At 62.9% G+C, this 12,638-nt stretch carries 10 protein-coding genes; 6 read left to right on the top strand and 4 right to left on the bottom strand.

The window, feature by feature from the left end; all coding sequences use genetic code 11:
• Nucleotides 1–70: 70 nt before the first annotated feature.
• The 5 genes from mrcB (at nucleotide 71) to fhuB (ending at nucleotide 8,713) form a co-directional block, all read left to right on the top strand.
• Nucleotides 71–2,623: a bifunctional glycosyl transferase/transpeptidase gene (gene mrcB, locus JS46_RS08305; protein ID WP_033749559.1), complete on the top strand. Its 2,553-nt coding sequence runs from the start codon at nucleotides 71–73 to the stop codon at nucleotides 2,621–2,623.
• A 193-nt stretch (nucleotides 2,624–2,816) separates the two neighbouring features.
• Nucleotides 2,817–5,015, top strand: a complete 2,199-nt coding sequence (gene fhuA, locus JS46_RS08310; protein ID WP_033749560.1) for a ferrichrome porin FhuA — start codon at nucleotides 2,817–2,819, stop codon at nucleotides 5,013–5,015.
• 41 nt (nucleotides 5,016–5,056) lie between these two features.
• Nucleotides 5,057–5,848: a Fe3+-hydroxamate ABC transporter ATP-binding protein FhuC gene (fhuC, locus tag JS46_RS08315; protein WP_033749661.1), complete on the top strand. Its 792-nt coding sequence runs from the start codon at nucleotides 5,057–5,059 to the stop codon at nucleotides 5,846–5,848.
• A gap of 10 nt (nucleotides 5,849–5,858) precedes the next feature.
• A complete protein-coding gene (gene fhuD, locus JS46_RS08320; protein WP_033749562.1) occupies nucleotides 5,859–6,734 on the top strand; it encodes a Fe(3+)-hydroxamate ABC transporter substrate-binding protein FhuD in 876 nt (291 codons plus the stop codon).
• Entirely contained in the window at nucleotides 6,734–8,713 is a 1,980-nt protein-coding gene (gene fhuB, locus JS46_RS08325; protein WP_033749563.1) for a Fe(3+)-hydroxamate ABC transporter permease FhuB, read from the top strand. The genes fhuD and fhuB overlap by 1 nt, the downstream gene beginning before the upstream one ends.
• A gap of 189 nt (nucleotides 8,714–8,902) precedes the next feature.
• Here fhuB and hemL read toward each other — a convergent pair whose 3' ends face one another.
• Entirely contained in the window at nucleotides 8,903–10,183 is a 1,281-nt protein-coding gene (gene hemL / locus JS46_RS08330; RefSeq protein WP_033749564.1) for a glutamate-1-semialdehyde 2,1-aminomutase, read from the bottom strand.
• Between the two features lie 211 nt (nucleotides 10,184–10,394).
• On the opposite strand from hemL, the gene erpA reads away from it, so the two are divergent.
• On the top strand, nucleotides 10,395–10,742 hold the full coding sequence (erpA, locus tag JS46_RS08335; RefSeq protein WP_033749565.1) for an iron-sulfur cluster insertion protein ErpA: 348 nt from the start codon (nucleotides 10,395–10,397) through the stop codon (nucleotides 10,740–10,742).
• A gap of 32 nt (nucleotides 10,743–10,774) precedes the next feature.
• Here erpA and JS46_RS08340 read toward each other — a convergent pair whose 3' ends face one another.
• The 3 genes from JS46_RS08340 to mtnN all read right to left on the bottom strand — a co-directional run bounded on the left by JS46_RS08340 (nucleotide 10,775) and on the right by mtnN (nucleotide 12,635).
• Nucleotides 10,775–11,026, bottom strand: a complete 252-nt coding sequence (locus JS46_RS08340; RefSeq protein ID WP_033749566.1) for a hypothetical protein — start codon at nucleotides 11,024–11,026, stop codon at nucleotides 10,775–10,777.
• Between the two features lie 123 nt (nucleotides 11,027–11,149).
• On the bottom strand, nucleotides 11,150–11,944 hold the full coding sequence (gene btuF, locus JS46_RS08345) for a vitamin B12 ABC transporter substrate-binding protein BtuF (protein WP_033749567.1): 795 nt from the start codon (nucleotides 11,942–11,944) through the stop codon (nucleotides 11,150–11,152).
• On the bottom strand, nucleotides 11,937–12,635 hold the full coding sequence (gene mtnN, locus JS46_RS08350) for a 5'-methylthioadenosine/S-adenosylhomocysteine nucleosidase (RefSeq protein WP_033749569.1): 699 nt from the start codon (nucleotides 12,633–12,635) through the stop codon (nucleotides 11,937–11,939). Before mtnN ends, btuF begins: the two co-directional genes overlap by 8 nt.
• Nucleotides 12,636–12,638: the final 3 nt, after the last annotated feature.

Below are 12,638 nucleotides of genomic sequence, written 5' to 3' on the forward strand. Positions count from 1 at the left end.
CGCCATGCGGAAAAGGTAAAAGCCGCTAGAGTATCGGCGCAGCCAACGTAATGCCTGGAGAATGAAACCAATGTCTGGGAACGATCGCGAACCCATTGGGCGCAAAGGAAAACAACCCAAGCCGCCGCGTAACGCTACGCGTCGGGGTCGCCGCAGGGATGAAGACGATTTTGAAAATGATGATTTTGCCGATGAAGTTGAGGAGAAAGCGCCTGTGCCGCGTAAAAGTAAAGGAAAGCGTCCGCCGCGCGGGAAGCGTCGCTGGCTAGGCTGGCTGATCAAGCTGTTCCTCGTGTTTGTGGTGATTATGGCCGCCTGGGGCGTCTACCTCGACTCGGAGATCCGCGCCCGCATCGACGGCAAAGTGTGGCAGCTGCCCGCGACCGTCTACGGCCGCATGGTCAGCCTGGAACCAGGCATGGCCTACAACAAGAAAGAGATGATCGCGCTGCTGGAAGGCACGCAGTATCGCGAGGTGTCGCGCATCACGCGTCCCGGCGAGTTCTCGGTTAAAGGCAACACCATCGATCTGCTGCGCCGTCCGTTCGACTTCCCGGACAGCAAAGAGGGTCAGGTGCACGCCCAGATGGTGTTCGACGGCGATGAGCTGGGCGAGATTAAAAACCTCGATTCCGGCCGCGACTTCGGCTTCTTCCGTCTCGATCCGCGCCTGATCACCATGCTGCAGTCGCCGAACGGCGAGCAGCGCCTGTTCGTGCCGCGCGCCGGCTTCCCGGATCTGCTGGTCGATACGCTGATCGCGACCGAAGACCGTCATTTCTACGAGCATGACGGCATCAGCCCTTACTCGATCGGCCGCGCCTTCCTCGCCAATATCACGGCCGGGAAAGCGGTGCAGGGCGGCAGTACCCTGACGCAGCAGCTGGTGAAAAACCTGTTCCTGACCAACGAGCGTTCACTGTGGCGTAAAGCGCGCGAAGCCTATATGGCGGTGATTATGGACGCGCGCTACAGCAAAGACCGCATTCTGGAGCTCTACCTGAACGAGGTCTATCTTGGCCAGGCAGGCAACGACCAGATCCGCGGCTTCCCGCTGGCGAGCCTCTACTACTTCGGCCGTCCGGTCGACGAGCTGAGCCTCGATCAGCAGGCGATGCTGGTCGGCATGGTGAAAGGCGCCTCGCTCTATAACCCGTGGCGTAATCCGAAGCTGGCGCTGGAGCGACGCAATCTGGTGCTGCGCCTGCTGCAGCAGCAGAAGGTGATCGACCAGGAGCTCTACGACATGCTCTCGGCGCGCCCGCTCGGCGTGCAGCCGAAGGGCGGCGTCATCACGCCGCAGCCCGCCTTTATGCAGATGGTGCGTAACGAGCTGCAGGCGAAGCTGGGCGACAAGGTCAAAGATCTCTCCGGCGTGAAGATCTTCACCACGCTCGATCCGGTCTCGCAGGACGCGGCGGAAAAAGCGGTACTCGACGGCATTCCGGCGCTGAAAAAACAGCGCGCCCTGAAAGATCTGGAAACCGCGATGGTGGTGGTCGATCGCTTCAGCGGCGAAGTGCGCGCCATGGTCGGCGGCGCCGATCCGCAGTTCGCCGGCTATAACCGTGCGCTGCAGGCGCGTCGCTCTATCGGTTCGCTGGCGAAACCGGCTACCTATCTGACCGCGCTCAGCCAGCCGAACACCTATCGTCTCAACAGCTGGATCGCCGATGAACCGATCGCACTGAAGCAGCCGAACGGCACCGTCTGGAAACCGATGAACGACGATCGTCGCTTTAGCGGCAAGGTGATGCTGGTGGACGCGCTGACCAACTCCATGAACGTGCCGACGGTCAACCTCGGCATGACGCTGGGGCTGGACGCGGTAGTGGATACCTGGACCAAACTGGGCGTGCCGAAAGATCAGCTCAACCCGGTGCCGTCGATGCTGCTCGGCGCGCTTAACCTGACGCCGATCGAAGTGGCGCAGGCGTTCCAGTCGATCGCCAGCGGCGGCAACCGCGCGCAGCTCTCGGCAGTGCGCTCGGTGATTGCTGAAGACGGCACCGTGCTCTTTCAGAGCTTCCCGCAGGCGCAGCGCGTCGAGCCGGCGCAGGCTGCCTATCTGACGCTCTACACCATGCAGCAGGTCGCCGATCACGGTACGGCGCGTGCGCTGGGCGCGCGTTATCCGAAGGCGCATCTGGCGGGCAAAACCGGCACCACCAACGACCTGATCGACAGCTGGTTCGCCGGGGTCGACGGCAAAGAGGTCGCCATTACCTGGGTGGGCCGCGACAATAACCAGCCGAGCAAGCTGTACGGCGCCAGCGGCGCGATGCAGATCTACCGCCGCTACCTGGATAACCAGGCACCGATGCCGCTGGTGCTGACGCCGCCGGAAGATGTCTCGATGATGAACGTCGATTCTGCTGGCAACTTCGTCTGCGGCAACGGCAGCAGCACCTGGCGCTCGCTGCCGGTATGGTCGCTCGATCCCGACGCGCTCTGCCAGCAGCAGCAACAGCTGTTCCAGCAGCAACAGCAGCAGTTGCAGGAGCAGCAGAACCAGCAGCAAAATCAGCAGCAGATGCAGCAGCAACAACAGCAGCAGCAGCCGGAGAAGAAAGAAGGCGACGGCGTCGCGGGCTGGATCAAAGATATGTTCGGCGGCAACTAAACCGTCGGTTAAAAAGGGCGCTACGGCGCCCTTTTTTTGTGCCCGATCAATACTGCGCGAATGGCCGCCAGGCGGCGCTGCGCGCGGGATTATCCCTTGCAGAAAGCAAAGCGTTTCGCCTAGAATCCATTCGGCATAATAATCATTCTCGTTTCCATTCGCCTGCCGACTACTTTATTCAAGAGACACTACTATGAATGCGCGAACGACTTTTCCTTGTTATCTGCGCGGCGTTTTTTTCCGCCGCCCGCTGGCTTTGAGCATTGCCGTGATTTTGGGTTCAGCGAGCGCCTCCGCGCTGGCTGAGGAGACGCTAGTGGTTTCGGCGGACGCCGCCTCCGGCGCGGCGCAGGAGAGCGCGTGGGGCCCGGCGCCGACCATCGCCGCGAAACAGAGCGCCACCGGCACCAAAACTGACACCCCGATCGAGAAAAACCCGCAGTCGGTTTCGGTGGTCACGCGCGAAGAGATGGAAAAGCGGCAGATAACCACGGTAAAAGAGGCATTCAACTACACGCCGGGCGTACTGACCGGCAACCGCGGCAGCTCGCAGGTGATCGACGCGCTGTCGATTCGTGGCTTCAGCGAGACCAACACCAACCAGTATCTTGACGGCCTGAAGCTGCAGGGCGACAACTATTCCGAATTCGCCATCGATCCTTACTTCCTTGAGCGCGCCGAGCTGCTGCGCGGCCCGGTTTCTGTGCTCTACGGCAAGAGCAATCCCGGCGGCGTGGTGGCGCTGGTGAGCAAGCGCCCGACTCAGGAAACGCTGCGCGAAGTGCAGTTTCAGATGGGCAGCGACAACCTCTTCTCGACCGGATTCGATTTCGGCGGCGCGCTGGATGACGACGGCGTCTACAGCTACCGTCTGACCGGCCTCGCGCGCAGCGCCGATGCGCAGCAGGAGAGCAACAAAGAGAAGCGCTATACCATTGCGCCCGCGTTTAGCTGGCGCCCGGACGCGAATACCCGTTTCGACCTGCTGACCTATTTCCAGAATGAGCCGGAGACCGGCTATTACGGCTGGCTGCCGCGTCAGGGCACGGTGGTGCCGATTACGCGCGCGGACGGCAGCGAGTACAAACTGCCGACCAATTTCGACGAAGGCGAGCAGAGCAATAAAATTTCGCGCAACACCAAAATGGTGGGCTACAACGCTGAGCACAGCTTCAACGACACCTGGACGGTGCGCCAGAACCTGCGCTACGCCGATCTGCGCACCGACTACCGCAGCATTTACGGCAACGGGTTCGACGCCGCTACACAGTCGATTACGCGTGCTTCCGCAGTGTCGCAGGAGAGGCTGAATCAGTTCGCCGTCGATACCCAGGCGCAGGCGAAATTCGCCACCGGCGCGCTGGATCATACCCTGCTGCTGGGCGTGGATTTCCAGCGCACGCGCAACGATATTGATGCGCAGTTTGGCACCGCCAGCAGCCTGAACGCCGTTAATCCGCAGTATGGCGATGAGAGCAGTATCCCGTTCGATCCCTATCAGCATCTTAATAAACAGCGTCAGACCGGCCTGTATGCGCAGGATCAGATGGAGTGGAATCGCTGGGTGCTGACGCTGGGCGGCCGCTACGATTACGCCATGACGTCGGTATACGATCGTTATAAAGGAACAACCGATCGCCAGAACGATCAGGCCTTTACCTGGCGCAGCGGTTTGAACTACGTATTCGATAACGGCATCGCGCCTTACTTCAGCTACAGCGAAGCCTTTATTCCCAACTCCGGTTCTACCTATGAAGGGCAGGCCTTCGATCCGTCGCGCGCGAAACAGTATGAGGCGGGCGTGAAGTATGTGCCGAAGGATCGCCCGATTACGTTAACCGCCGCGCTTTATCAGCTGACCAAGACCAAAAACCTGACGGCGGATCCGGTAAATTCATCCTTCAGCGTGCAGAGCGGCGAAATCCGTTCGCGCGGCGTTGAGCTGGAAGCCAAAGCGGCGCTAAACGCCAATATCGACCTGACGGCCGCCTACACCTATACCGACGCGGAATATACCGAAGACAATAAATTACGCGGCCGTACGCCGGTGCAGGTGCCTAAGCATATGGCGTCGCTCTGGGCCGATTATACCTTCCATGAGACCGCGCTTTCCGGCGTTACCGTCGGCGCAGGCGTGCGTTACGTCGGCGAAAGCAAAGGGCTTTACAGCACCGGCACGCAAAACAACCAGAACTTCGACGTCGCCGGATACACCACGGTGGATGCGATGCTGAAATATGACCTTGACCGCTTCGGTCTGCCTGGCTCGTCGGTGGGCGTCAACGTGAAAAATCTGTTCGACCGCGACTATGTCGCCAGCTGTTACCGCGACTCCGCCTGCTACTGGGGCGCAGAGCGTCAAATCGTCGGCACCGCCACTTTCCGTTTCTGATACAACCGGGCGCCGCGGCGCCCGTTTAACCTGGGATGATCATGCAGCCTCCGCACGACGCAGCCACTTTTACGCTGGATAATGTCAGCTTTCACGTGCCCGGCCGCACGCTGCTGCATCCGCTCTCGTTAACCTTTGCGCCGGGCAAAGTGACCGCGCTTATCGGCCATAACGGCTCCGGCAAATCCACCTTGCTGAAAATGCTGGGACGGCATCAGAGCCCCAGCGAGGGGCGCGTGCTGCTTAACGCGACGCCGGTCGAGGCGTGGAACGGCAAAGCCTTCGCGCGCGAAGTCGCCTATCTGCCGCAGCAGCTGCCCGCCGCCGAAGGTATGACGGTGCGCGAGCTGGTGGCGATAGGCCGCTATCCGTGGCACGGCGCGCTGGGCCGCTTCAGCCACGAAGATCGCGCGCGGGTCGAAGAGGCGATTGCGCAGGTGGGGCTGAAGCCGCTGGCGGCGCGCCTGGTGGACAGCCTCTCCGGCGGCGAGCGTCAGCGCGCCTGGCTGGCGATGCTGGTGGCGCAAAACAGCCGCTGTCTGCTACTGGACGAACCGACCTCGGCGCTGGATATCGCGCATCAGGTGGAGGTGCTGGCGCTGATCCAGCGGCTCAGCCGCGAGCGCGGCCTGACGGTGATCGCCGTGCTGCACGATATCAATATGGCGGCGCGCTACTGCGACCATCTGGTGGCGCTGCGCGATGGCAAGATGATTGCCGAAGGCGCGCCGGACGTCATTATGCAGGCCGAGGTGCTGGGTGCGATTTACGGCATTCCTATGGGCATCCTGGCGCATCCGCAGGGCGGCGCGCCGGTCAGCTTTGTCTACTGAGGGCCTGAGCATGGAGATCACTCGTCGTCGCCTGCTGGCGGCGCTGGCGCTGACGCCGTGGCTGAATGCACTGCCGCTGCGGGCCGCCCTGCCTGAGCAGCAGCGTATTATTGCGCTGGAGTGGCTGCCGACCGAGCTGCTGCTGGCGCTCGGCGTCGCGCCTCTGGCGGTCGCCGATACGCGCAACTACAACATCTGGGTCGGCGAGCCGCCGCTGCCGCCACAGACTGTGGACGTCGGGCTGCGCACCGAACCCAATCTGGAGCTGATGACCCAGCTACAGCCCTCGCTGATCCTCTGCTCGAACGGCTACGGTCCGCCGCCGGAAAAACTCAAGCGCATCGCGCCGATCATGGGCTTCGACCTCAACCGCGGCGACGGCAAACCGCTCTCCGCTGCGCGCGATTCGCTGCGCGCACTGGCGACGCGTATCGGCCGCGAAGCCGAAGCAGAGGCGCATCTGCAGCTGCTGGATCGTGAACTGGCCGCCGCGCGCCAGCGTCTGGCACCCTATGCCGCGCGTCCGGTGCTGCTGATGTCGCTGATGGACAGCCGGCATGCGCTGGCATTCGGCAAAAACAGCCTGTTTCTGGAGGTGATGGAGCAGCTGGGGCTGACCAACGCGTGGCAGGGCGAAACCAACTTCTGGGGCAGCGCGGTGATCGGCATTGAGCGGCTGGCGCATCTGCGCGACGTCGAGGCGATTTGCTTCGATCACGCTAACGACGCCGATATGGCGCAGCTCAGCCGCAGCCCGCTGTGGCAGGCGCTGCCGTTTGTTCGTGCCGGACGCTTTCAGCGTGTTCCGGCGGTGTGGTACTACGGCGCGACCCTGTCGGCGCTGCACTTTGTTCGCGTGCTGGAACGCGCGCTGGAGACGCGCTGATGCGCCATCGTTATTTCCCCGCCGCGCTGCTGAGCCTGCTCTTCCTGCTGGCGCTGCTGTTGAGCGTTATCAACCTGCGCGCGGCGCTGCCGTCGGCGCAGTGGGCGCAGGCGCTACTGTCGCCGGATCTCAATAACATCGATCAGATGCTGTTTCACTACAGCCTGCTGCCGCGGCTCGGGCTGGCGCTGCTGGTCGGCGCCGGACTGGGGCTGGCGGGCCTGCTGTTCCAGCAGGCGCTGCGCAATCCGCTGGCGGAGCCGACCACGCTGGGCGTCTCTTCCGGCGCACAGCTCGGCATTACCGTCGCCACGCTGTGGCAGCTGCCGGGCGGCGCGGCCACTACGCAGCTGGCGGCGCTGATCGGCGCGCTGGCGGTTGGGGCGGTAGTGTTCGGCGTCGCCTGGGGCAAACGGCTGTCGCCGGTCACGCTGATCCTCTCGGGGCTGGTGCTGAGCCTCTACAGCGGGGCGGTAAACCAGATCTTCGCCATTTTCAATCACGACCAGCTGCAGACAATGTTTCTGTGGAGCACCGGCACGCTCAACCAGATGGGCTGGGAGAACGTCAGCCTGTTGTGGCCGCGTCTGCTGCTCGCCTTCGCGCTGGCGCTGGCGCTGCTGCGTCCGCTCACGCTGATGGGGCTGGATGACGGCGTGGCGAAAAATCTCGGCCTGGCGCTGGCGCTGGCGCGTGTCGGCACGCTGGCGCTGGCGATCCTGCTCAGCGCGCAGCTGGTGAGCGTGGCGGGCATTATCGGCTTCATCGGTCTCTTCGCGCCGCTGCTGGCGAAGCTGCTGGGCGCGCGTCGGCTGCTGAGCCGCATGCTGCTGGCGCCGCTGATCGGCGCGCTGCTGCTGTGGCTGGCGGATGCCTGCGTGCTGTGGCTCACCGCCCACTGGCGCGAAGTTTCTACCGGCACCCTGACCGCGCTGACGGGCGTGCCGCTGCTGCTCTGGCTGCTGCCGCGCCTGCGCACCGGCTCGGCGCCGCCCCCGCTCGATATGGGGGATAAGGTGCCGGCGGAGCGGCATGCGGTGCGGCGCTGGTCGCTGGTCGGTCTGGCGCTGCTCGGGTTACTGGCGTGGATCGCGCTCGCCTTCGGCCGCGACGCGCACGGCTGGGTATGGTCAGGCGGCGAACTGTTCCATCAGCTGCTGCCGTGGCGCGCCCCGCGTCTGCTGGCGGCGCTGGCGGTCGGGCTAATGCTCGGCGTCGCGGGCTGCTTGATTCAGCGACTGACCGGCAATCCGATGGCCAGCCCGGAAGTGCTGGGCATCAGCTCCGGCGCAGCGTTCGGCGTGGTGGTGATGCTGTTTTTCGTGCCGGGCGACGCGCTGGCGTTTCTGCTGCCGGCGGGCGCGCTGGGCGCGGCGGGAACGCTGATGATTATTATGCTGGTGGCGAGCCGCGGCGGTTTTTCGCCGGAGCGTATGCTGCTGGCGGGCATGGCGCTGAACAGCGCGTTCGTCACGCTGCTGATGCTGCTGCTGGCGAGCGGCGATCCGCGTATGGGCGGCTTGCTGAGCTGGATTTCCGGCTCCACCTACAATATCAGCGCAAAGGCGGCGATGCAGAGCGCCATGCTGGCGCTGGTGTTGACCGCGCTGGCGCCGCTCGCCAGCCGCTGGCTGACGCTGCTGCCGCTGGGCTCCGCTACGGCGCGTTCGGCGGGCATGGCGCTCAACGCCTCGCGTCTGGCGCTGATGCTGCTGGCGGCCGCGCTGACCGCCGCGGCGACGCTGACCATCGGGCCGCTGAGTTTTGTCGGTTTGATGGCGCCGCATATCGCGCGCATGCTCGGCTTCCGCCGCGCGCTGCCGCAGATGGCGATGGCGGGGCTGTTCGGCGCAGGGCTGATGCTGCTGGCTGACTGGTGCGGACGCATGCTGGCGTTTCCGGATCAGCTGCCGGCGGGACTAATGGCGACCTTTATCGGCGCGCCTTATTTTATCTGGCTATTGAGACGCTCGCGGTAAAAAAAGACGGGCAATATGCCGGTCTGACGTTGTTGACTGCGTGCTCACGCGGATGACAGGGTCTGATCGCAAAGTCGCTCAAGGCATCCCTGCTCGCTCGGCCCGCGACATCCTTGTCGCGGGACGCTTTGCTCTTCAGCCCCTGTCATCCGCTTTTTGACAGGCTAGCCGTCTGAGCGAATAACGCGTTTACAATTTTGCAAAACAGCGACGCGCGGCGTCGACGGTGCGGTCAATGTCCTCGGCGCTGTGCGCCAGCGACATAAAGCCCGCTTCGAAGGCGGAAGGCGCAAGGTAAACGCCTTCTTCCAGCATCAGGTGGAAGAAGTGCTTAAAGCGCTCAACGTCGCACTTCGTCACGTCGGCGTAGCAGGTCACGCTGTCGGCGTCGGTGAAGAAAATGCCGAACATGCCGCCGACGTGATTCACCACCAGCGGAATATTTTCCGCCTCTGCCGCCGCCAGCAGACCCTGCGCCAGCTGCGTGGTGCGCTCGGTCAGCGTTTGATGGGTGCCTGGCTGGGCGATCTGCGTCAGGCAGGCGAAACCAGCCGCCATCGCAATCGGGTTGCCGGAAAGGGTGCCCGCCTGATAAACCGGCCCGGTCGGCGCCAGCGCATCCATCACTTCGCGGCGTCCGCCGAAGGCGCCCACCGGCATACCGCCGCCGATGATTTTGCCGAGGCAGGTCAGATCCGGCTTCACGTTGTAATATTCCTGGGCACCGCCCAGCGCCACGCGGAAACCGGTCATCACTTCATCGATAATCAGCAGCGCGCCGAATTCGTCGCACAGCGCGCGCAGGCCCGGCAGGAAGTCCGGCTGTGGCGGAATACAGTTCATATTGCCCGCGACCGGCTCGACGATAATACAGGCGATCTCTTCCGGATACTGCTCGAACGCGGCGCGCACCGAGTCGAGATCGTTATAGGTGCAGGTCAGGGTATGGCGGGCGAAATCGGCCGGCACGCCAGGGGAGTTCGGCTGGCCCAGCGTCAGCGCGCCGGAGCCCGCTTTCACCAGCAGACAGTCGGCATGGCCGTGATAGCAGCCTTCGAACTTTACGATCTTGTCGCGGCCGGTAAAGCCGCGCGCCAGGCGAATAGCGCTCATGGTCGCTTCGGTGCCGGAATTCACCATGCGCACCATATCCATGCTCGGTACCAGCTCGCACACCAGCTGCGCCATCTTTACTTCCATCTCGGTGGGCGCACCGAAGCTCAGGCCGCGCGTGGCGGCTTCGATCACCGCGTTGCGGATCGCGACGTTGTTGTGGCCCAGCACCATCGGTCCCCATGAACCGACATAGTCGATATAGGCTTTGCCGTCGGCATCATACAGCCAGGCGCCGTCGGCGCGCTCGATGAACAGCGGCGTGCCGCCTACGCCGTTAAACGCGCGCACCGGCGAGTTAACGCCGCCGGGGATCAGGCGTTGCGCTTCGGCAAACAGGTTTTCGGACTTACTCATTTATTCGGCTCCAGCGGTTCATAAAAAATCTCGCGCCATTCTACGGGAAGAGTACGGCAGGACGAAAGGCCGGAAAGGGCGCGCTATACTTACCTTAGCTGAAGGCCGGCGGCACAGAGTGCGAAGGGCAAAACTTGATTGCGCTATCGCGCTGGCGGATAATACGGCAATTGAGGTCGTTTTATGGCCTGGACCTTTACCGGAGTATAAGATGAGTGATGATGTTGCAGCACTGCCGTTACAGTTTACCGATGCGGCGGCCAGCAAGGTAAAGAACCTGATTGCCGACGAAGAGAATCCCGATCTGAAACTGCGCGTCTATATTACCGGCGGCGGTTGCAGCGGCTTTCAGTATGGTTTCACCTTTGACGACAAAATGAACGACGGCGACATGACCATTGAGAAACAGGGCGTGGCGCTGGTGGTGGATCCGATGAGCCTGCAGTACCTGGTCGGCGGCTCGGTTGACTACACCGAGGGTCTGGAAGGATCGCGATTTATCGTTACCAATCCAAACGCCAAAACCACCTGCGGCTGCGGCTCCTCTTTCAGTATCTGATGCAAAAAGGCCGTCTTGCGACGGCCTTTTTCTTACCATTCAACGGTTACCAGCTTCGCCGTTTCCTTACGCATACTATCCTTCTTTAGCACGCTTTCCGTTACGCGCGGCTGCGCGTTGATGCGGCGACCGCAATCGATCTGCGGCATTGCCCGTTGCGGCTGGCTGTTAACTTCACAGCGCGAATAGATAATCAGCTGAACGCCTATCGTTCCCGTGGTCGACGCTGCCGCAAAGGGCGCGGCGAGTGCGAGCGCGAAGGCCAGCAGCAAGGCTCTGGTCATGTTTGATTCCTGGTGTGCAAAATGCGCGGTGCGCATAAAAGGACGCTGAGCTTACGTGGCGTCGGCGTCTCGTTTATTGATTAACGGCAAAAGTAGCGGGATCTTTAATCGCTTTCTGCTGATTTATTGTTCTGGGTGCAGGGCGGCGCAGAGCTGTTTTGCCGCCAGCAGCATACGCGGGCCGGGGCGACTGATCCAGTCATCCTCGATGGCGATGACCGGCACGGTGAGTTGAGGCTGCCAGAAGCGCGCCACGCTCTGCGCCTGTGCGGCATCGCCAGCCACCACAATCGCCTGCGGATGACGCATCAAAACCTGCTCGCGGCTGACCTGCGGCCAGCTGACGCGACTGTCGGCGAAAATATTCTTTCCGGCGCACAGCGTGATGATGTCGTTTTGCAGAGTATCGCGCGCGGCGGTAAACAAGGGTTGCTGACCGAACTGCAGAAAAAGCGGCACGGCGGGCAGGGCGACATAGCGCGCGCGCAGGGAATTTTCCTGCTGCTTCAGCTGTTGCGCGCTCTCCAGCGCCTGCTGCGGATGCGGGCTCCAGCGCTGCAGCGCCGCGACGGCGTCCGCCATCTCGTCCAGCGAGCCGGGATCGAGCCACTCGACCTTAACGCCGAGCCGCTGCAGCTGATCGATCTGGCGCTGCGGATTGCCGCCGCGCCAGGCAAGCACCACATCCGGCTTCAGCGCCAGAATGCGCTCGACCTTGACGCCTTGCCAGTTGGCGACCTGTTCCAGCGCTTTCGCGGCGGGCGGATAGTCGGACCAGGCGCTGACCGCGACCGGCGTGATGCCGGCGGCGAACGCCATTTCGGTGAGATGGGGGGCGAGCGAGATAACGCGCGGAGCGGCGGCGAACAGGCTGCCGCAAAACAGCAGCAGCCCGATCGGCCAGAGCGATTTAGCCACGCGCCAGGCGCGCCAGCAGCTTCTCCACCATCAGCGACGACTGCTGCGCCGCGACGCTGAGAAACTCTTCAAAGCTCAGATGCGACGCTTTGTCGGCCACGTCGGAAATGGCGCGCACCACCACGAAAGGCACCTTGAACTGATGACAGACATGGCCGATGGCGGTGGCTTCCATCTCCACGGCGATCGCCTGCGGGAAGGTAGCGCGAATGCGCGCCAGCGGTTCGGCGCCGTTGATAAAGGCGTCGCCGCTGACCACCAGGCCGCGCACCGCGTTCAGGTTCAGCTCGCTGATGCAGGCTTCCGCGGCGGCAATCAGCTGCGCATCGGCGGTAAAGGCCGCCGGACAACCCGCCATCTGGCCTGGCTCGTAGCCGAAGGCGGTAACGTCGGCGTCGTGATAGCGCACCTCGTCCGAGACCACAATATCGCCGACCGAGAGCGTCGGCGCCAGGCCGCCGGCCGATCCGGTGTTGATCACCAGGTCCGGCTTGCACAGTTCAAGCAGCAGAGTAGTACCCAGCGCCGCCGAGGTTTTACCGATACCCGATTTCAGCAAAGCGACCTCAACGCCGTTCAGCGTGCCGGTGTAAATTTCGCAGCCGGCCAGCGTCAGGGTCTGGCGGTTCTCGATTTTGTCACGCAGCAGGGTCACTTCCTGCTCCATCGCGCCAATAATGCCTGCTTTCATAAA

The sequence above is a fragment of the Pantoea sp. NGS-ED-1003 genome, from assembly GCF_000738765.1.
Classification (GTDB): Bacteria; Pseudomonadota; Gammaproteobacteria; order Enterobacterales; family Enterobacteriaceae; genus Pantoea; species Pantoea septica.